We start from the raw sequence: 18,617 nt of genomic DNA, 5'->3' as shown, positions 1-18,617 counted from the left end.
GTGCGCACGGGGCCCCGCCGGGACGCGCGCCCGAGCACGGGTGCACCCCGGCGGCACCGGCGGGCAGACTCCTGCTCCGTCGGGACGTCGCCGGGAGGAGCGCGGGTGAAGCGGCGGGAGGTCGTGTGGCCGGTGGCCGTCTTCGACGACGACGCGTACGGGTACCTGTGCGCCGTCCCGGTGGCTCTCGACGCCCTCGCCGAGGGCGACGTGGACGACCTGGTCGCCGCGTTCGACTCCCGCGGTCGCGCCCTCACGCTCGTGGCGGACGCACGGGGTCACGTCGTCGCCCGGGTGGCCCGCGCGGACAGGGCCGGGCTGCAACGCGCCGTCCGGCGGTTCGCCGCCAACCCGTCCGCCGCCGGCGTCGACCTGCCGTCGCCGGACGACGGACCCGAGGCGTGGGTCGCGGTCGTCGGCGAGCTCGGCGCGCCCCGCCGTCGCAGGTCCCGCGGCGTGCCGGGACCAGGCCGGTGGGTCCCGCCGCCCCGCCTGCTGACGAGCGTCTGGGCCTCCGCCCTCGTCGTCCTCCTGGCGCCCCTCGAGGCACCGCGGGGGAGGAGGGCCGCGTGGCTGGCGGACTGGTTCTCCTTCTGGTCGGCGGACCCGCGCCTCGACCCGCACGAGGTCCACTCCCGCGCCTTCGCCGCGTGGCTGCGGGCGGGGTACCCGCTGCTCGCCCTGACGGCCGGCGTGCTGTGGCTGGTCGACGAGCGGTGGCCGGGCCGGGCGGACCCGCGGCACTACCTCACCGTCGCGCTCGTCGCCCTGCTGTCCGCTGCGCTGCACCTGGGACGGTCGCTGGCCGTCGGTCCCGCACGGGCCGCGGCGGCACGGGTGGTGGCCGGGTGGCCCGCCGAGCTGGTCCTGCTCGCCGCCTCGGTCCTCGTGAGCACGCTGCTGGTCCGGTGACCGGACGCGGGCGGAGACACCGGTTCCCGTGGGGGTCCACCCCGGGTGCGCCGTGACCGGGCGATCCGCGTCCTCGTGGTCCTCCCGACGCCGCTCAGGCCTCCTGCAGGTCGCGCGCCTCGTCGACGTCGTGCCGCAGCGTGGACGTGACCGGCACGTCGAGACGCACGTGCCCCGCGTCGGCGTGCCGCCCTGACGACCCGGCGCCGAACCGGGGCCGCAGGCGGTGCCCGCGCGTCGCGGTGAGCAGCGTCGTGCCCGTGCCCGCGGCGTCGGGGACGTGGGCGTGGTCGTGCGCCGCGGCGAGGGCGAGCGCGACGTCCAGGTCGGCCGGGTCGAGGCGCGGCAGGTCCCCCGGGACGACGGCGACCGGGGCGCCGGGGGTGCGGGCGCGGACGTGGGCGGCACCGGCGACGGCGGCGGCGTCCAGCCCGGGCTCGGGGCCGCCGGCCGCCGGCGTCGACGTCGGCTCGTCGACGACCAGCACCCCGAGCGCGTCGGCCGCGGCGGCCAGGTCGGCGTCCGGCGTCACGAGGACGACACCGGCGACGGAGCGTGCGGCCCGCACCGCCGTCAGCGTGTCGAGCGCCATCGACCGGACGAGCGCCGCGCGGGCGGTGTCGTCGAGCACGCCCGCCAGGCGGGACTTGCCCCGGTGCGCGTCCTTGACGGGGACGACGACCCACCAGCCGCCCGTCACGGCAGCCGGTCCACGAGCGCCAGGGCGCGGGCGGCGATCGCGGCCGTCGCGGGCACGTCCGTCATGAGGGTCGGCGCGGACGCGACGGCCCAGCCCTCGGCGGCCAGGGCGGGCACGGCGGCCGCGTCGGCGTCGTCGACGAGCCAGGCGTCGAGCACGCCGCCGTCGGCGCGCCGGCCGTAGTGGCGGGCGACCGCCACGGCGTCCGTCGCGACGCCGATCGCCGCGAGGCACGCGTCCGCCATACCGCGCACGGGCGCCCCGCCGACCACGGGGGAGACCGCGACGACGGGCGCGGCGGTCGCGCGCAGCGCGTCCCGCACGCCCGGCACGCCGAGGACCGTGCCGACGGACACGACCGGGTTCGACGGCGGTACGACGACGACGTCCGCCGTCGCGAGCGCGTCGAGCACCCCCGGCGCGGGCCTGGCGCGCTCGACGCCCGCCTGCACGAAGCCCCGCGCGGGCACCGCGGCCCGGTGCCGCACCCACCACTCCTCGAAGTGGATCGTCCCCGCGTCGGTGACGACGTGGGTCTCGACCTCCTCGTCGCTCATCGGCAGCAGCGTCACGCCCGGCTGCCAGCGCTCGGCGAGGCGCGCGGTGACCGCGGACAGCGGCAGCCCGCGGCGCAGCAGCTCGGTGCGCGCGAGGTGCGTCGCGAGGTCGAGGTCGCCGAGCGTGAACCACTCCCAGCCGAGCCCGTAGGCGGCGAGGTCCGCGGCCACGCGCGTCGACTCGTCGCGCCGGCCCCAGCCCTGGTCCTCGTGGACCGCGCCGCCGAGGGTGTACATCAGCGTGTCGAGGTCCGGGCAGACCCGCACGCCGTGCAGCCACAGGTCGTCGCCGGTGTTGGCGACGACCGTGACGTCGGCGGTCGTCCCGCCGGCGCCGTCGGGGAGGCGGTCGCGCAGCAGGGCGAGCAGTCCTCGGGTGAAGCGCGCCCCGCCGACGCCGCCGGACAGCACGGTGATCCTCATGCGCCCTCCTCGGGTGCGCCGCCGGTCAGCGCGATCACCGGACGGCCGGTCGTCGGGTGCGCGAGGACCTCGGCCTCGACGCGGTAGACCTCGCGCAGCAGCGCGGGTGTGAGGACGTCCGCGGGCGCGCCGGCCGCCGCCAGCCGGCCGCGGTGCAGGACGAGGACGTGCGTGCAGAACGCCGCCGCGAGGTTGAGGTCGTGCAGCGCGGCGACGGTGGTGACGCCGAGGTCGCGGACGAACGCCAGCAGGGAGAGCTGGGCGCTGACGTCGAGGTGGTTCGTCGGCTCGTCGAGCAGCAGCAGGTCGGGCTCCTGCGCGAGCGCCCGGGCGACCTGCACCCGCTGGCGCTCGCCCCCGGACAGCGTCGACCAGGCGCGGTCGGCGAGGTGCGCGGCGGAGGCCGCCGCGAGGGCGCGGTCGACGGCGCCGTCGTCGCTGTCCGTGCCCCACAGGGACCGGTAGGGGATCCGGCCGAGCCCGACGACCTCGCGCACGCTCAGCGGCACGGTCGCGTTCGACTCCTGCTCGAGCAGCGCGACGTGCCGGGCGCGCCGCCGCCGGGGCAGGGTGTGCACCGGCACGGCCGGGCCGGCCGAGGACGCGTCGGGGTCGGAGACGAGCACGGCGCCCCGCTCGGGTGGCAGCAGCCCGGCGACCAGGCGCAGCAGGGTCGTCTTGCCGGCGCCGTTCGGGCCGAGCAGACCGGTGAGCGCACCGTCCGGGGGAGTGGCGTCGACGCCGTCGACGACCCAGCGTCCCCCCAGGCGCGTCCCGACGCCGTCGATCCTCAGCTCCACGCCGTCCCCCGTCCCCGGCGCAGCAGCACCGCGAAGACCGGTACGCCGATGAGGGCGGTGACGATGCCGACCGGCAGCTCGCGCGGGTCGAACACGGTGCGCGCGAGCGTGTCCGCCCAGACGAGGAACACCGCGCCCGTGACGCCCGCGACCGGCAGCAGGCGGCGGTGCGCCGGGCCGGTCACGACCGACACCGCGTGCGGGAGCACCAGCCCGACGAACCCGATGGCGCCGCTGACCGCCACCATCGCGCCCGTGAGCAGCGCGACGAGCGTCATGAGGGTCCACCGGGTGCGGTCGACGGCGATGCCGAGCGCCGCCGCCGACGTGTCGCCGAACGCGAACGCGTCGAGCCGCGTGGCCGCCGCGACCAGCACGGTGCCGACCAGCAGCAGCGCGAGGCCCGAGATCGCCACCGACGTCCACGTCGCACCCGCGAGGGAGCCCATGAGCCAGGACAGGATCTCCCGGTAGGAGTCGCCCGTCGCGGTCCAGAAGATGACGAAGGACGTCCCGGCCGCCGCGAGCTGCGACACCGCGAGCCCGGCGAGGACCGCCCGGGCCGGGGTGAGCGTGCCGCTCGTGCGCGCCAGCGCCAGGGTCGTGACGAGCGCCGCCAGCGCACCCGCGAACGCCGCGACCGGCAGCAGCACCGCCACGCCGAGCACCAGTACCGCGACCGCGCCCAGCGACGCGCCGGACGACAGGCCCAGCAGGTACGGGTCCGCGAGCGGGTTGCGCGTGAGCGACTGCATGACCGCACCCGCGACCGCCAGGCCCGCCCCCACCGCGGCGGCGGTGAGCACGCGCGGCAGGCGCAGGTCCCACACGATCGCGTCGTGCAGCCGCGCGACGTCGGCCACCGGCAGGCCCAGGTGCCCGGCGACCGAGCGCGCGACCTCGGCCACGGACAGGTCGGCGGGGCCGATCGTCACGGTGACCAGCACGCTGAGCACCAGCAGCGCTGCGCCGACCGCGAGCAGCAGCGGCAGCGGCGGGCGCAGGGGTGGACGGTCCGTGGGCGCCATGACGGGAGCGTCAGCCCCCGAGGCCCAGCGCGCCGACCTGCTCGACGAGGTCGGCCACCGTGTCGGCGTTGCGCACGCCCGCCTCGGTCGCGGCGAACGGCACCACCACGTACCGCCGCTCGCGCACGGCGGCCAGCTGGGACGTCGCCGGGTGGGACTCGAGGAACGCCTGCTTGCTCTCCGCGGTGTTCCACGCGGAGTCGACGAGGACGAGCACGTCCGGGTCCGCGGCGACGACCTGCTCCCAGCCCACCGACGTCCACGTGTCGTGCACGTCGGCGAACACGTTCTCGATGCCCGCGGCACCGAGGACCATCTGCGGGGCGCCGATGCCCGCGCCGACGTACGGGGTGTCCGTGCCCGACGACCACCACACCGCGGTCGGCCCGTCGAGCGGCTCGACGGCCTCGAGCGTCGCCTCCTGGTCCGCGACGACCTCCTCCGCGGCGTCCGGCGCACCGAGCAGGGCGCCCGCCTGGCGGATCTCGTCGAAGACCAGGTCGAACGTCAGCGGGTCGGGCTGGTAGCCCTCCGCCTTGCACGCCGACGGCGAGACGTACGTGGCGATGCCGAGCTGGGCGAGCACGTCGCGCTCGCCGGCGCCGTCCGCGGAGAAGTTCGACTCCCAGCCGCCGTACACGAGGTCGGGCTCGACCTCGAGCAGCGCCTCCTGCCCCGGCACCTTGTCCGACAGGACCGGCACGTCGGCGAGATCGTCCGCCCACTCCTGCGGCGGCGGGCCGTCGCTGAACGCGGTGCCGACGAGCCGGTCGGCCAGGCCGAGGGCCGCGACCATCTCCGTGGTCGAGGACTTGATCGTGACGATCCGCTCGGGCGCCTGCTCGACCGTGACCTCGGTGCCGCAGTTGTCGACCGTGACGGGGAAGCCGGCGGCCGCCGCGGTGGCGCTCGGGGACGACGTGGCGGGGGAGCCCGCGCCGCCCGACGCGCACGCGGCGAGCGCGACGACGGGGAGCAGGGCGGTGACGACGAGGGCACGGGCGCGCGAGGGCATCAGGTCTCCGGGTGACGGGGCGCCGCGCACGCCGTCGGGCGCGGGGTGAGTGGGAGTCGGCGCACGTCGCGTCGTGGAGGACCGTCCCAGCCGGGGGCGGCGCGACCCGGCCACGCGCGGCCGGGTTCCGAGGCGCCACCCTAGGCACCGGACGGGGGGTGCGCGCAACCGGCCCTGCCCGGCGTGCCATGCTCGCCGGTGACGCCGTCACGAGGGAGATCGCATGTCCACGCCCACCGACCGTCCCCGCCGCGCCCTCGTCACGGGGGCGTCCTCCGGCATCGGCGCCGCGACCGTGCGGCGGCTGCGCGCCGAGGGCTGGGACGTCGTCGCCACCGCGCGCCGGGCGGACCGGCTGGACGCGCTCGCGGCCGAGACCGGGGCGTCCGCGGTCGTCGCCGACGTCACGAGCGCCGCGGACGTCGACGCGCTGGTGGCGCACGTGCGCGACTCGGGCGGCCTCGACGCGGTCGTCAACAACGCCGGGGGCGCCTTCGGGCTCGACCCGGTGGAGCACGCGGACGTCGAGCAGTGGCGGGCGATGTACGAGCTCAACGTGCTCGGCACGCTGCGGGTGACGCAGGGCGTGCTGCCGCTGCTGCGCGAGCGCGGCGGGGGCGACGTCGTCGTCGTGACGTCCACCGCCGCGCACGGCGCCTACCCCGGCGGGGCCGGCTACACGGCGGCGAAGCACGGCGAGCGGATGCTCAGCGAGACGCTGCGCTGGGAGATCGTCGGCGAGCCGGTGCGGGTCATCGAGATCGCACCCGGCGCCGTCGCGACCGAGGAGTTCTCGCTCGTGCGGTTCGACGGGGACGCCGAGCGCGCCGCGCAGGTGTACGCGGGCTACGAGCCGCTCGTCGCCGAGGACGTCGCGGACGCGATCGTCTGGACGCTCACCCGGCCTGCGCACGTCAACGTCGACCTCCTCGTGGTGCGGCCCCGCGCGCAGGCGAACAACACGACGATCGCGCGCTCGCCGGGCTGATCCGGCCTCCCCCGGGCGGCGGGCACGACGTCGACAGGTGAGGTCGGCTCAGCATCCGGACGTCGCCGGGTGCGGTGTCGGCGCCCGTGCCTACGCTGCACCGGTGCCCCCCTCCGCGTCCGCCCCGGCCGGCCCGTCCGTGTCCACGACGCGGGCGCTCGCCCGTCTGATCCGCTGGGCGCGGCCGGCCGTGCCCCGGGTCGTCGCGGGCGGCACGGCGACCCTCGCGGCCAGCCTGCTCGCGCTCGCGGTGCCGCAGGTGCTGCGGGAGGTCGTCAACGGTCCGCTCCTGACGGACGGCGACCGCACGGCCGTCGTCCAGGCGGCCCTGCTCGTGCTCCTGCTCGGCGTGCTCGAGGCCTTCCTCGTCTGGTGCCGCCGCGCGCTCATCGCGACGCCCGGCACGGGCGTCGAGCGGCACATGCGCACCGACCTGTTCCGGCACCTGCTCGACCTGCCCGTCGCGTTCCACGACCGGTGGTCCGGCGGGCAGCTGCTGCAGCGCTCGATGGGCGACCTGCACACCGTGCGGCGGTGGATGGTGTTCGGGCTCGTCCAGCTGGTCGTGTCCGCCACCACCGTGCTGGTGGGCGCCGGCCTGCTCATCGCCACGACGCCGCTGCTCGGGCTCGTGTACCTGGCCGGCGCCGTCCCCGTGGTGTGGCTCGGCTTCTCCTTCCGGCAGGACTACAAGGTCGTGGCGCGCCGCGCGCGGGACCAGGCCGGCGACCTCGCGACGTCCGTCGAGGAGTCGGTGCACGGCATTCGCGTCCTCAAGGCGTTCGGCCGCGGCGAGGACGCGCTCGAGGACTTCGTGCGGCAGGCCGACGGCCTGCGGGAGACCGAGATCGACAAGGCGCGCGCGCAGTCGCGCATGTCGTTCGCGCTCGCGTGGATCCCCGAGACGACGCTCGCGGTCGCGCTCGGCCTCGGGGTCTGGCTCGCCGCGTCCGACCGCGTGAGCGTCGGCGCGCTCGTCGCGTTCTTCGCCACCGCCGCCGTGATGAACCGGCCGGTGGAGAGCCTCGGGCAGCTGCTCGCCATGACGCTCGACGCCCGTGCGGGGACCGACCGGTTCTTCGAGGTCATGGACACCGCGCCCGCCGTCCGCGACCCCGAGCGCCCGGTCGCGCTGCCCCCGGCGCCGGCGGGCGGGTCGCGTGTCGAGCTCGACGGCGTGCGGTTCGCGCACGGCGGCGAGGAGGTGCTGTCGGGGCTGGACCTCGTGCTCGAGCCGGGCCGCACGACGGCCCTCGTGGGGTTGACCGGCAGCGGCAAGACGACCCTGCTGCAGCTCGTGCCGCGGCTGTACGACGTCACCGGCGGCGCGGTCCGGCTCGACGGCGTCGACGTGCGCGACCTCACGCGGCGCGACCTGCGCAGCGCGGTGTCGGTCGCGTTCGAGGACCCGATCCTGTTCTCGGCGTCGGTGCGCGACAACGTCCTCATGGGGGTCCCCGAGGAGCAGCTCGCGCGCATGGACGAGGCCGAGGTCGACGCGCTCGTGCACGAGGCCCTCGACGTGGCCCGGGCGGGCTTCGTGCACCGGCTGCCGCACGGCCTCGACACGGTCATCGGCGAGGAGGGGCTGTCGCTGTCGGGCGGGCAGCGCCAGCGCGTCGCGCTCGCCCGCGCGATCGCCGGACGCCCCCGCGTCCTCGTCCTCGACGACCCGCTGTCGGCGCTCGACGTCGCGACCGAGGCGGAGGTGACGGAGGGGCTGCGCCGCATGCTCACCGGGACCACCACGCTCGTCGTCGCGCACCGCACGTCGACGGTCGCGCTCGCGGACCGCGTCGCGGTGCTGGAGGACGGCCGCGTCACCGGGGTGGGGCGGCACGCCGACCTGCTCGCCACGCACCCGCACTACCGCTTCGTGCTCACCGCCGAGTCCGACGACCGCACGGAGGTGGCCCGATGAGCACCACGGAACGGCGGCCCCCCGCACCTCCGCAGCCGCCCGCGGCGCCGTCGCCCGGGCACGACGAGGACGGCGACCTCGCGCTGCACCCGGCCGCGGTCCGCCGGCGGTCGCTCGCGCTGCTCGGCTCCCTGCTCCGCCCCGTCGCGGGGCGGGTCTGGGCGACCGCGCTGGTCGTCGTCGGCGCGCAGCTCGCGCTCGTGGCCGGTCCCGCCCTCGTGGCCCTCGGCATCGACCGCGGGCTGCCCGCGCTGCGCGACGGGGACGCGGGACCGCTGCTCGCCGTGGCCGGGACGTACGCGGTCGCCGCGCTCGTCGCGGGCGTCCTCACCGCAGCGACGGTGCGCCTCGCCGCCCGCGTGAGCCAGGGCGTGCTCCTCGACCTGCGCCGTCGCGTCTTCCGGCACACGCAGCGCCTGAGCCTGGAGTTCCACGAGCGGTACACGTCCGGCCGCGTCATCTCCCGGCAGACCTCGGACGTGGAGGCGCTGCGCGAGCTGCTCGACGGCGGGGTCACGACGCTCGCCGCGAGCGGGCTCGCGATGGTGTTCACCGCGGTCAGCCTCGTCGTGCTCGACTGGCGCAGCGGGCTCGTGCTGCTCGTCGCCGTCGTGCCCGGCGTGCTGCTCACGCGGTGGTTCCAGGTGCGCTCGCAGGCGCAGTACCGGCGCAGCCGCACCGCCGTGGCCCGGGTGATCGTCCGGTTCGTCGAGACGATGACCGGGATCCGCGCGGTGCAGGCGTTCCGCCGTGAGCGGCAGGTCGCCGAGGTCTACGACGACCTGACGGAGGAGTACCGCGCGGCGAACGCGGAGGCGATCCGCGTCAACGGCGTCTTCGACACCGGGCTCGTGCTCATCGGCAACGTCACCGTGGCCGCGGTGCTTCTGGTCGGGGGTCTGCGCGTGCTCGACGGCGGCCTGGCGGTCGGCGTCCTCGTCGCCGCCGTGCTGTACGCGCGGCGCTTCTTCGCGCCGCTCGCGCAGATCGGCATGTTCTACAACAGCTTCCAGTCCGCGACGGCCGCCCTCGAGAAGCTCTCGGCGCTGCTGGCGGAGGAGCCGACGGTGCCCGACCCGGAGCGGCCCGTGCGGCTCGCGCGCACGACCGGGGACGTGCGGTTCGACGGCGTCGAGTTCGGGTACGGCGCGGGGCCGTCGGTGCTGCCGCGCCTCGACCTGCACGTGCCCGCCGGGCAGACCGTCGCGCTCGTCGGGGAGACCGGCGCCGGCAAGTCGACCGTCGCCAAGCTGCTCGCCCGGTTCTACGACCCGCGCGAGGGCGCCGTGCGACTCGACGGCGTCGACCTGCGCGACCTCGACCCCGCCGACCTGCGCCGGTCCGTCGTCATGGTGACGCAGGAGGCGTACCTGTTCTCGGGCTCCGTCGGTGCCAACATCGCGCTCGGCCGGCCGGACGCGACGCCCGCGGAGATCGAGGCGGCCGCGCGTGCGGTCGGCGTGCACGAGCTCATCACGGCTCTGCCCGAGGGGTACGAGACGGGCGTCGACACGCGCGGCGTCCGCCTGTCGGCAGGGCAGCGCCAGCTCGTGTCGTTCGCGCGCGCGTTCCTCGCCGACCCGGCGGTGCTCGTGCTCGACGAGGCGACGAGCTCGCTCGACATCCCCGGGGAGCAGCTCGTCCAGGACGGGCTGCGCACCCTCCTGACCGGCCGCACCGCCGTCGTGATCGCGCACCGCCTGTCGACCGTCATGCACGCCGACCGCGTGCTGGTGGTCGACGGCGGGCGCGTCGTCGAGGACGGCAGCCCGCAGGAGCTGGTCGCCGCCGGCGGCCGGTTCGCCGCCCTGCACGCGCAGTGGCAGGAGTCGTTGCTGCGGACCTGACGGCTCAGGTCCCGAGGCCCTCGGCGCGGGCCCGCACCACCGCCGCCGCCCGGTCGCTGACGGCGAGCTTCGCCAGGACCGAGCCGACGGCGTTGCGCACGGTCTTCGGGCTCACGCCCAGGCGCCGGGCCACGGCGACGTTGTCCAGGCCGCGGGCGACGAGGTCCAGCACCTCGCGCTCGCGGTCCGTCAGCTGGGGGAACGGCACCCGCGTCGACGTCCGACCGGCGAGGACGTAGGACATCGCCCGCTCCGCCACCGCCGGCGAGAGGATCATCTCCCCGGCGGCCACGGCGCGCACCGCCCGCTCCACCGCGTCGGGGGCGGCGGACTTCAGCAGGTACCCGCGGGCGCCGGCGCGCACCGACGCCACCACGGCGTCGTCGTCCTCGTGCATCGTGACGACCAGGACCCGCAGGTCCGGCCGCGCGCGCACGACGTCGCGGGTGACGTCGACCCCGGAGCCGTCGCCGAGGTCGAGGTCCATCAGCACGACGTCCGGGCCCGGGGACTGCAGCAGGACCTCGCGCGCGGCCGCCGCCCCGTCGGCCTGCGCGACGACCCGCACGCCGGGCAGCGAGTCGAGCAGCGCGACCATGCCGAGGCGGAACACCGGGTGGTCGTCGACGACGGCGACGCGCACCGTCATGCCGGCACCGCCGCTCGCGCGAGCGGCAGGCGGGCGGTCACCCGCGTGCCCGTGCCGGCGGGGCCGGAGGTGATGGACACCGTGCCGCCCAGCTCCTCCGCGCGTTCGCGCATCGACCGGGTGCCGACCCCGTCCGGCGTCCCGGGTGCGCGGCCCCGGCCGGCGTCGGTGCACACCACGACGAGCGTCCCGTCCTCACGGTGCACCTCCAGCCGGCAGCCGGGGGCACCGCTGTGCCGTGCCGCGTTCGTGACCGCCTCGGCGGCGATCGCGTACGCGGCGGCGGCGACGTGGGGCCCGACGTCCCGGAGCGCGGCGCCCTGCCCCGTCAGTGCGCCCGCCGGCTCGACGACGAAGCCGTCCGCGGCCGCGTTCCGCACGAGCTCCCCGACGGCAGCGGCGAGGCCCTCCTGGTCGAGGGCAGGCGGGAGCAGGGTGCGGGACAGGGTCCGCACGTCCTCGATGCGCTGCACCACCTGCGCCTGGAGCGTCGCGAGCACCGAGTCGGCGGTCGCCGGGTCCGCGGGCAGGGCGTTGCGCGCCCCCTGCAGCCCGAGCCGCAGACCGGTCAGCCACGGGCCGATCCCGTCGTGCAGCTCGCGCCGGATGACCCGGCGCTCGGCGAGCCGCGCGCGCGTCGCCGCGTCCCGGGCGCGGGCGAGCGCGCGTGCGCCCTGCACGAGGTCGAGGCCGGCGCCGACGACGGGCAGCAGGGCGTCGAGGGCCTGGTGCGTGCGCGCGTCGAGCCGCTCCCCGGGACGTGCGGTGAACGCGACGGTCCCGGCGGGGCGCCCCGCCCGGTGCACCGTCCGCGTGACGGGCTCGGCCGTGGCGTCGCCCCAGGTGCCTCGTGCCGCCGGGTCGTCGGCGAGGGTCAGGGTGACCGACTCCAGGTGCAGCGCCTCGCCCACGCCGGCGGCGAGCGACGACAGCAGGTCGTCGGCACCGGCGTCGGACAGCCGGGCGCCCAGGCGCAGCGCGGCGCGCCCGGGCGTCGTGGCGTCGCCGTACACGAGGCGGCGTACCCGCACGTCGAGCCGGGAGCGCACCGGCTGCACGGCCAGGACCACGCCGACGGCGCCGACGACCTGCGCCACGGCGGAGCTGCCGGCGAGTGCCGTGGTGGCCCACACCAGGCCCGCGTAGACGGCGACGAGCCCGACGGTGAGCAGTCCGAGCAGCACGGCACGGCTGACGACGAGGTCGATGCCCCACAGCCGGTTGCGCAGGACCGTGACGAGGAGGGCACCGGGGAACAGCGCCTGGCACACCAGGTGGGTGAGCGGCACCGCGAGCAGCAGGTCGTCCGGCGTCGTCGACCGGACCAGGGGCAGGAACGACAGCGCCATGAGCGCGGTGCCGAGGGCGAGGAGACCGAGCCCGGGGCGCTCGCGCAGGGGCCCGCGCCACCGGCGCCACGCCGTGGCCGCGGCCGTGAGCAGCCCGGTCAGCACGACGGCGAGGAGGAGCGCGCTCGTGTCCGACATCGGCAGCAGCAGGCGCTGGAGTGCGAGGGACGCGGTCACCACGACGCCGAGCGCGAGGCCGGCCCGCTCCAGGCGTCCGGGAGGCTCCTCGCGCACCAGCCACGGCACGACGAGGAAGAGCGCGAGCGTGCCGGGCACCCACGCCCACCCGAACGTCATGGCGAGGCCCTCGGGCGGCGCCGTGCCCGGGTGCGCGGCGCCCCACGCGCCCCACCCGCCGCCCAGCGCGGACACGCCCCGCCCACCGCTGCCAGTGCCACGAGCCAGGCCACGGCGTGCACGCGCCGCGACAGGATCACGGCCGCGACCGTGCCGTAGACGACGGCCACGGTCACGTCGACGAGGAGGAACAGCAGGTCGGCGGTGACGGGCACCCGGGCGGCGACGAGGAGCACGGCACCGGCGACGGCCGGCGTCACGGCCGCCACGGCCACCGCGACGGCGGTGCGGGGGCGCCCGGGTGCGGACGTCGGGTGTGTCACGCCCTGCACCGTATTGTCCGGCGTGGACGGGCGGAACGCCCGCACCGGGTGATCCGGTGCGGGCGTCCTGCGGTCGTGCCGGGTGTCAGCGCCGGTCGCCGAGCGCGAAGCCGAGCGCCACGAGGAGGACCCAGAGCGGGCCGGTGAAGCCCGCCATGTACTGGAACGGCGAGACGCCCGCGACGACGGTCAGCGCTCCGAGCACGGCGGAGACGACGCCGATCCAGCGCGGCGCGGCGCCGTGCCGCAGCGCCGTGACGGCGAGCGCGAGGGCCGACAGGCCCGCGCCGACCCACAGCCACGGGATGGTGGCGACCCAGTCGGTGTAGAAGGCGGCGGACTCGGGCACGAACGCGGCGGTGTCCGACAGGCCGAGCGCGAACTGCGTGTCGAGGCCGCTGCCGAGCAGCAGCGCCGTGGCGGTCAGCAGCAGGCCCGCCAGCGCGACCTGACCGTGCAGGGCACCGGCCGGGCCCTGCTGGTCCAGGCGCCTGCGCAGCCCTGCGCCGAAGACCGGCAGCGCGAGCGCGGTGAGCACGGCGAGCACGTGGAACGTCAGGTACGTGCCCTGCTTGGTCGAGGCGTCCTCGAGCATGGCGACCGCGTCGCCGGCGGTCGCCTCCCAGTCCACCGACGCGGCCATGGACGTCTGGATCGTCGCGACGCCGAGGGCGCCGGCGGCCACGCCGACCCAGGCCCAGGCGCGGGAGGGGGCGGCGGCCGCGGGGGCGGGCGCGGAGGTGGGGGAGTGGGTGGGGGCGGCGTGCATGGACCGGCTCCTCGTGTCGTGCCGCGGTGCGGCGGGGTGGGTGTGCGGACCACGCTGGTCCGGGCGCCGTCCCGGGCACCAGGGCGCGGCGCCCGTCCTCTCGGGCGGTTGCCCCGGGCGCGCCGAGATGCCGCCCGACCACTCCACGTGGCGTCGCGCGGGCTCCTGCGCCCGTCGCGACCCGTGGTCGGGCACGCGTCACCCCCTGTTCACCCGTACCTGCTGGGGTGGCCACGTGACCGGAGAGGAACTCCTGCCCCTCGCCCTGCTGCTGCTGGCCGCCGCCCTCGCGGTCACCCTGTGGGCCTTCGTGGCGGAGCGGCCGCCGTCCGACCCGTCCGTGCCCACGTGGCCCGCCCGGCGGTCCGACCCGCCCCGCGACGTCCCGGTCCTGGTGGGCGCGCACGTGGTCGGGTGGCGGCGTCGGAGCACGTCCGCGCAGGTCGCCGACCTCGTGGTCCGTGGTGCCCTGCGGGTCGTCCCGGGCGACGTGGCACAGGTCGAGGTCGTCGACCTCACGGGGCTGGCGCCCGTCGAGCGCGGGTTCGTCGCCGCGCTCGTCGGCCACGGCGAGCCGCGCGCGGGGGACCGCGCGGTGCTGTCCGGGTCCGACCACGGTCGCGACGAGCGGCTGCGCGAGCTGCAGGCGGCCGTGAACACGCTGGTCGTGCGCGAGGGGTGGCGCAGGGTGCCCTCTCCGCCGACCGGGCGGGTCGCGCGGCGCGTCGCGATGGTCGTCGTCGTCCTGCTCTCGGTCCCGCTGCTGCGCGGCGGGTGGCTGACCGGATGGGCGACCATGACGATCGCGTTCATGGCGGTGCTCACGCTGCTGCCGCCGCGCCTGCCGCACGTGCTCAGCGACCGGGGCGTCGTCCTGCGCGACCACCTGCACGGCCTGCGTGACCACCTGCGGCTGGGCGACCGGGAGGACACGCGGTCCGGCACCGCGGCGCACGCCGCCCTGCTGCCGTGGGCGGTGCTGTTCGCGCAGGTCCCGGCCTGGTGCCGGGGCGCGGGGAGCGGGGCCGAGGAGCAGGCGGACCTGCTGGCCCTGCTGCGGCGGCTGCAGGTCGACCGCCCGGGGTACGGCACGGGTCCCGAGCAGTCCGGGGACCCCTGGGGCGAGGTGGCCACGGGAGGCAGCCGGGCCGAGCACGACGGTGCGTTCGTGCGGTCCCTGGACTGACGCCACCTGCGTGTGCGCACCCGCGTCGCGGCGCGGGTGCGCACACGCGTCAGAGGGCGCGCGCGGCGTACGCGTGCAGGGCCTCGCGCACGAAGGTCGCCCCTGCCGTGCCGCCGTAGGCCGCCGCGAACCTCGGGTCGGCGACGTACATGTCGGCGAGGCCCGTCACGTACCCGGCGTCGGGCGTCGAGCCGTACCCGGGCGTGCCGGGGATGCCGCCGAGCCACTCCACGTGGCGTCGCGCGAGCTCCTGCGCCGCGTCGGACGTCGGGTCGGTGCCCGCCTGCGCCGCGGCGGCCCAGTCGGCGCCGAGGCGCTCGGACGCGGCCTTCCAGGACGCGCGGTCCTCGTCGGACAGGCCGCGCCACCAGGCGTCGGACGCGGCGTACGCGTCGGCGCCCCAGCGCTGCTCCACCTCCTCCTTGTACTGCGTGTGGTCGAACCCGTCGAACATCTCGTCGGCCATCAGCCGGTCTCCCTTCTCGCGTGCGGTGAGCGTGCGGTGCACGGACGCCGCCTGGCGGGCCAGGCGGTCCTGCTCGGCGCGCAGCCACGTGAGGTGCCGGCGCAGGGCCGTCGCCTCGTCGGTCTCGCGGTCGAGGACCCGGCGGATCTCGGTGAGCCCGAGCCCCAGGTCGCGCAGCAGGAGGATGCGCTGGAGGCGCACGAGCGCGTCGTCGTCGTACCAGCGGTACCCGTTCTCGCCGACGCGGGAGGGCGCGAGCAGCCCGATCGCGTCGTAGTGGCGCAGCGTGCGGCTGGTCGTGCCGGTCAGCCGGGCCACCTCCTGGATGGACGCCTCCACGCCTCCTCCTCCCGTGTCCGTGCCCGCCGTCGTGCGGACCTGCTCCACGGTAGGAGTTGACGCGACGTCAAGGTCAAGGGCACCGGACGGGCGAGCGTCGACCGGTTGCGCCGCGCCGGCGGGTTAGCCTCACGCTCCGTGACATGGGTCGAGGTGGTCGGGTTCGTCACCGGTGCGGCGTGCGTGTGGCTCGCGGCGCGCCAGCACGTGGCGAACTTCCCGGTGGGCATCGCCAACACCGTGGTGTTCGCCGTGCTGTTCTGGCAGGCGGGCATCGGCGCCAACGCGGCGCTGCAGGTCGTGTACCTCGTGCTGGGCGCGCTCGGCTGGTACTGGTGGGTGCGCGGCGGTCCCGACCGCTCGACGCTGCCCGTGCGCCGGACGCCGCGCCTCGTCTGGCCCGTGGCCGCCCTGGCGGTGGTGCTCGGCACGGTCGCGCTCGCGCGCGTGCTCGACGCGACGGGCGCGTCCGTCCAGCCGCTGTGGGACGGCGGGACGACCGCGCTGAGCCTCGTCGCGCAGGTGATGCTCGGACGCAAGTGGGTCGGCAGCTGGGCGGTGTGGATCGTCACCGACGTGCTGCTCGTCGGGCTGTACCTCAGCCTCGGCCTGTACCTGACCGCCGCGCTCTACGTGCTGCTCATCGCGCTGTGCGTGCAGGGGTGGCGGTCGTGGGCACGCGACCTGCGCGCGGACCCCGACGACGAGGTGCCCGCCCCGGCCGTCGCGACCCCGGGCGCCCCCGCGTGACCCGCGCCCGCTTCCGCCACGGTCTCGTCATCGGCAAGTTCTACCCGCCGCACGCGGGCCACCTCGCGCTCGTGCGGCACGCGCTGGCCCGCTGCGAACGGGTGACGGTGCAGGTCCTGGCGTCGTCGGTCGAGTCCCTGCCCGCGGCGACGCGCGCGGCGTGGCTCGCAGAGGAGCTGCCGACCGCCCGCGTCGTGCACGCGGTGGACGACGCCCCGGTCGACTACGCCGACCCCGCCGCGTGGGACGCGCACGTCGCCGTCATGCAGAGCCTGCTCGACGCGCCGGTCGACGCCGTCGCCACCTCGGACGCGTACGGAGCCGAGCTCGCCCGCCGCCTCGGTGCGACGTGGCTGCGGGCCGACCCGGGCCGCCGCGGGGTGCCCGTGTCCGGCACCGCGGTGCGCGCCGACCCCGCCGGGCACTGGTGGGCCCTGCCCGCGCCGGTGCGCGCCTGGTACGTGCGGCGCGTCGTCGTCCTCGGCGCGGAGTCGACCGGCACGACGACCCTCGCCGAGGACCTGACGGCGCTGTTCGGCCTGCCGACGGTCGCCGAGTTCGGGCGCGAGTGGTCCGAGCAGCGCCCGGGTGGGCTGGACGCGCCCTGGCACACGAGCGAGTTCGACCTCGTCGCGCGCGAGCAGGCCCGCCGCGAGGACGACGCCGCCCGCCGCACCCCGGTCCCGCTGCTCGTGTGCGACACGGACGTGCTCGCCACGACGGTGTGGCACGAGCGGTACGTCGGCACGTCGTCGCCGACCGTGGAGGCGCTCGCGGCGTCCCGCGTGCCGGACCTGTACCTGCTGACGGGCGACGAGATCCCGTTCGTGCAGGACGGCCTGCGCGACGGCGAGCACGTGCGGCACGCGATGCAGGACCGGTTCCGCGAGGTCCTGGCGCGGCAGGAGGCGGCCGGGGGAGCGCCCTGGGTGGAGGTGCGCGGCGACCGCGCGACCCGGCTCGCCGCGGCCGAGGCGCTCGTCCGCCCGCTGCTGACGACGCCGCGCACGCTCGCCGACCCGCTGCCCCAGGCGAACGGCGACCTCGTCGACCTGGCCGCCGCGCACGGCGCCGCGACCGCCGACCGCCCGGGTGACGGTCGCGTGCCCGTGCCGGCCGCCGTGCCAGACTCCCCGGCGTGAGCGCACCCGGACCCGCCGGCGACGCCGGCCTCGCCCACGTCTCGGCCGCCCCCACCCGCGCGGGGGTGCAGCCGCGCGGCGGTGACGGCGTCGCCCTCGACGTCGCCCACCTGTTCGCCGACGAGACGGCCGCCGGGGGTGCGCCCGCCGGTGCGCCGCTCGACGAGAAGCTGCGCCAGGCGTACTTCTGGATGGTCAACCACGCGATCATCAGCCCGCACTACGACCTGGAGTTCCACGACCCGCAGCGGCCGCGCACGACGTTCCACGTCGGCGACTCGCGCGCCGCGGTCGAGCTGCCGACCGACCAGTCGTACTCCTCGTTCGTCCTGCTGCCGCTGCTGACGTTCGCCGTGCGCGGCCGGTGCCTGCTCGTCGGCGGTCCGGGCCGCGGCAAGACCGCGTCCGCGGTGCTCATGGGCGTGATCGCGGGCTACCCGCTGCGGGACGTCCGCCGGGCGATGCAGCACGGGCACCCGCAGCTGACGGTGCAGGACATGTTCGGCACGCCGCTGCCGCGCGACCTCATCGGCGCCGAGCGGCTGTCGGACATCGACGTCGCGTGGCGCTCGTGGCTGGGCATGCGCGTGAAGATCGTCGACGAGTACAACCGCATCCCCACCCGCACGCAGTCCGCCCTGCTCACGGTGCTCGCGGACGGGTACGTCGAGGTGTTCGACCAGGTCTACGAGACCGGTGCGTCCGCCTGGTACCTCACGGCGAACGACGACGCGGGCGGCGGCACGTTCCAGGTGGTCGACGCGCTGCGCGACCGCATCGACGTCGTCGTCAAGGCGCTGGCCTTCAACCACCGCTTCCTCGGCGACCTCGTCACGCGGGCCGAGCGCCGGCTGCGCCCGGAGGAGAACGTGCCCCGGGCATCGTCTTCGACGCCGACGAGCACGACCGCCTGCACGCCGAGGTGCTGCGCGTGCCGTTCCCGGTGCCGGTCCGCCGGCGCCTGGAGCACTTCGCGGCCCAGCTCGAGCTGCTGGAGAAGGCCGCGTGGCAGCTCGAGTACCGCACCAAGGACACCGCCCGCCTGGCCGGGGTCGACCCGCACCTGCTCGCGGTCGCGGACGACGGCCGCGACCGCCGCGAGGACGTCGGCGCGCAGACCCTGACGGGCCTGTCGGTGCGCGCGCTGCAGTCGCTC

The 18,617-nt window shown here is 76.8% G+C and carries 18 protein-coding genes; 8 read left to right on the top strand and 10 right to left on the bottom strand.

Annotated elements, in window-relative coordinates; translation table 11 throughout:
- Positions 1-105 precede the first annotated feature (105 nt).
- The gene (locus GC089_RS11360; RefSeq protein WP_155377771.1) at positions 106-912 is read left to right on the top strand and encodes a hypothetical protein; all 807 of its coding nucleotides are present in this window, start codon (positions 106-108) and stop codon (positions 910-912) included.
- A 94-nt stretch (positions 913-1,006) separates the two neighbouring features.
- Here the strand turns inward: GC089_RS11360 and cofC are convergent, their stop codons facing one another.
- The 5 genes from cofC to GC089_RS11335 are packed head-to-tail and all read right to left on the bottom strand — an operon-like array spanning position 1,007 to position 5,435.
- The gene (gene cofC / locus GC089_RS11355; RefSeq protein WP_155377770.1) at positions 1,007-1,612 is read right to left on the bottom strand and encodes a 2-phospho-L-lactate guanylyltransferase; all 606 of its coding nucleotides are present in this window, start codon (positions 1,610-1,612) and stop codon (positions 1,007-1,009) included.
- Positions 1,609-2,592, bottom strand: coding sequence for a 2-phospho-L-lactate transferase (gene cofD / locus GC089_RS11350; protein ID WP_155377769.1), 984 nt, complete (start codon positions 2,590-2,592; stop codon positions 1,609-1,611). The genes cofC and cofD overlap by 4 nt, the downstream gene beginning before the upstream one ends.
- Entirely contained in the window at positions 2,589-3,392 is an 804-nt protein-coding gene (locus tag GC089_RS11345) for a putative F420-0 ABC transporter ATP-binding protein (RefSeq protein WP_155377768.1), read from the bottom strand. The genes cofD and GC089_RS11345 overlap by 4 nt, the downstream gene beginning before the upstream one ends.
- The gene (locus GC089_RS11340; RefSeq protein ID WP_155377767.1) at positions 3,383-4,420 is read right to left on the bottom strand and encodes a putative F420-0 ABC transporter permease subunit; all 1,038 of its coding nucleotides are present in this window, start codon (positions 4,418-4,420) and stop codon (positions 3,383-3,385) included. The genes GC089_RS11345 and GC089_RS11340 overlap by 10 nt, the downstream gene beginning before the upstream one ends.
- 10 nt (positions 4,421-4,430) lie before the next feature.
- Positions 4,431-5,435 (bottom strand): putative F420-0 ABC transporter substrate-binding protein, encoded by a 1,005-nt coding sequence (locus GC089_RS11335; RefSeq protein WP_155377766.1) that lies wholly within the window; start codon positions 5,433-5,435, stop codon positions 4,431-4,433.
- Between the two features lie 223 nt (positions 5,436-5,658).
- Here GC089_RS11335 and GC089_RS11330 point away from each other — a divergent pair, with 223 nt between their 5' ends.
- From GC089_RS11330 to GC089_RS11320, 3 genes are all read left to right on the top strand, one after another.
- On the top strand, positions 5,659-6,423 hold the full coding sequence (locus GC089_RS11330) for an SDR family oxidoreductase (protein ID WP_155377765.1): 765 nt from the start codon (positions 5,659-5,661) through the stop codon (positions 6,421-6,423).
- A gap of 103 nt (positions 6,424-6,526) precedes the next feature.
- Positions 6,527-8,344, top strand: a complete 1,818-nt coding sequence (locus GC089_RS11325) for an ABC transporter ATP-binding protein (RefSeq protein ID WP_196250685.1) — start codon at positions 6,527-6,529, stop codon at positions 8,342-8,344.
- Positions 8,341-10,191, top strand: coding sequence for an ABC transporter ATP-binding protein (locus GC089_RS11320; protein ID WP_155377764.1), 1,851 nt, complete (start codon positions 8,341-8,343; stop codon positions 10,189-10,191). Before GC089_RS11325 ends, GC089_RS11320 begins: the two co-directional genes overlap by 4 nt.
- Before the next feature lie 4 nt (positions 10,192-10,195).
- Here GC089_RS11320 and GC089_RS11315 read toward each other — a convergent pair whose 3' ends face one another.
- From GC089_RS11315 to GC089_RS11305, 4 genes are all read right to left on the bottom strand, one after another.
- Positions 10,196-10,840 carry a response regulator transcription factor gene (locus GC089_RS11315; protein ID WP_155377763.1) on the bottom strand — a complete coding sequence of 215 codons (645 nt, stop codon included), beginning with the start codon at positions 10,838-10,840 and terminating at the stop codon, positions 10,196-10,198.
- Entirely contained in the window at positions 10,837-12,561 is a 1,725-nt protein-coding gene (locus tag GC089_RS11310; RefSeq protein ID WP_230684753.1) for a sensor histidine kinase, read from the bottom strand. The genes GC089_RS11315 and GC089_RS11310 overlap by 4 nt, the downstream gene beginning before the upstream one ends.
- Complete coding sequence (locus tag GC089_RS19135) at positions 12,483-12,809, bottom strand: hypothetical protein (RefSeq protein WP_230684752.1); 327 nt, start codon at positions 12,807-12,809, stop codon at positions 12,483-12,485. The genes GC089_RS11310 and GC089_RS19135 overlap by 79 nt, the downstream gene beginning before the upstream one ends.
- 85 nt (positions 12,810-12,894) lie before the next feature.
- Complete coding sequence (locus GC089_RS11305) at positions 12,895-13,578, bottom strand: hypothetical protein (protein WP_155377762.1); 684 nt, start codon at positions 13,576-13,578, stop codon at positions 12,895-12,897.
- Between the two features lie 235 nt (positions 13,579-13,813).
- On the opposite strand from GC089_RS11305, the gene GC089_RS11300 reads away from it, so the two are divergent.
- Positions 13,814-14,764, top strand: coding sequence for a DUF2207 domain-containing protein (locus tag GC089_RS11300; RefSeq protein WP_155377761.1), 951 nt, complete (start codon positions 13,814-13,816; stop codon positions 14,762-14,764).
- A 49-nt stretch (positions 14,765-14,813) separates the two neighbouring features.
- Here the strand turns inward: GC089_RS11300 and GC089_RS11295 are convergent, their stop codons facing one another.
- Positions 14,814-15,569, bottom strand: coding sequence for a MerR family transcriptional regulator (locus GC089_RS11295; RefSeq protein ID WP_155377760.1), 756 nt, complete (start codon positions 15,567-15,569; stop codon positions 14,814-14,816).
- A 138-nt stretch (positions 15,570-15,707) separates the two neighbouring features.
- Here GC089_RS11295 and pnuC point away from each other — a divergent pair, with 138 nt between their 5' ends.
- Genes pnuC through GC089_RS11280 form a run of 3 tightly spaced genes read left to right on the top strand, consistent with a single transcriptional unit; the run spans position 15,708 to position 18,585 of the window.
- Positions 15,708-16,319 (top strand): nicotinamide riboside transporter PnuC, encoded by a 612-nt coding sequence (gene pnuC, locus GC089_RS11290; protein WP_155377759.1) that lies wholly within the window; start codon positions 15,708-15,710, stop codon positions 16,317-16,319.
- Positions 16,316-17,461, top strand: a complete 1,146-nt coding sequence (locus GC089_RS11285; RefSeq protein ID WP_155377758.1) for an AAA family ATPase — start codon at positions 16,316-16,318, stop codon at positions 17,459-17,461. Before pnuC ends, GC089_RS11285 begins: the two co-directional genes overlap by 4 nt.
- Complete coding sequence (locus GC089_RS11280) at positions 17,458-18,585, top strand: AAA family ATPase (RefSeq protein WP_230684751.1); 1,128 nt, start codon at positions 17,458-17,460, stop codon at positions 18,583-18,585. Before GC089_RS11285 ends, GC089_RS11280 begins: the two co-directional genes overlap by 4 nt.
- Positions 18,586-18,617: the final 32 nt, after the last annotated feature.

Source organism: Cellulomonas sp. JZ18, assembly GCF_009720485.1.
In the GTDB taxonomy this organism is placed as follows: domain Bacteria; phylum Actinomycetota; class Actinomycetes; order Actinomycetales; family Cellulomonadaceae; genus Cellulomonas.
This window is presented reverse-complemented; position numbering and strand designations above follow the sequence as displayed.

Coding starts and splice junctions, on each gene's coding strand:
- GC089_RS11305 (WP_155377762.1), bottom strand. CDS start 13,578: ATGCACGCCGCCCCCACCCACTCCCCCACCTCCGCGCCCGCCCCCGCG.
- cofD (WP_155377769.1), bottom strand. CDS start 2,592: ATGAGGATCACCGTGCTGTCCGGCGGCGTCGGCGGGGCGCGCTTCACC.
- GC089_RS11330 (WP_155377765.1), top strand. CDS start 5,659: ATGTCCACGCCCACCGACCGTCCCCGCCGCGCCCTCGTCACGGGGGCG.
- GC089_RS11315 (WP_155377763.1), bottom strand. CDS start 10,840: ATGACGGTGCGCGTCGCCGTCGTCGACGACCACCCGGTGTTCCGCCTC.
- GC089_RS11320 (WP_155377764.1), top strand. CDS start 8,341: ATGAGCACCACGGAACGGCGGCCCCCCGCACCTCCGCAGCCGCCCGCG.
- GC089_RS11335 (WP_155377766.1), bottom strand. CDS start 5,435: ATGCCCTCGCGCGCCCGTGCCCTCGTCGTCACCGCCCTGCTCCCCGTC.
- GC089_RS11340 (WP_155377767.1), bottom strand. CDS start 4,420: ATGGCGCCCACGGACCGTCCACCCCTGCGCCCGCCGCTGCCGCTGCTG.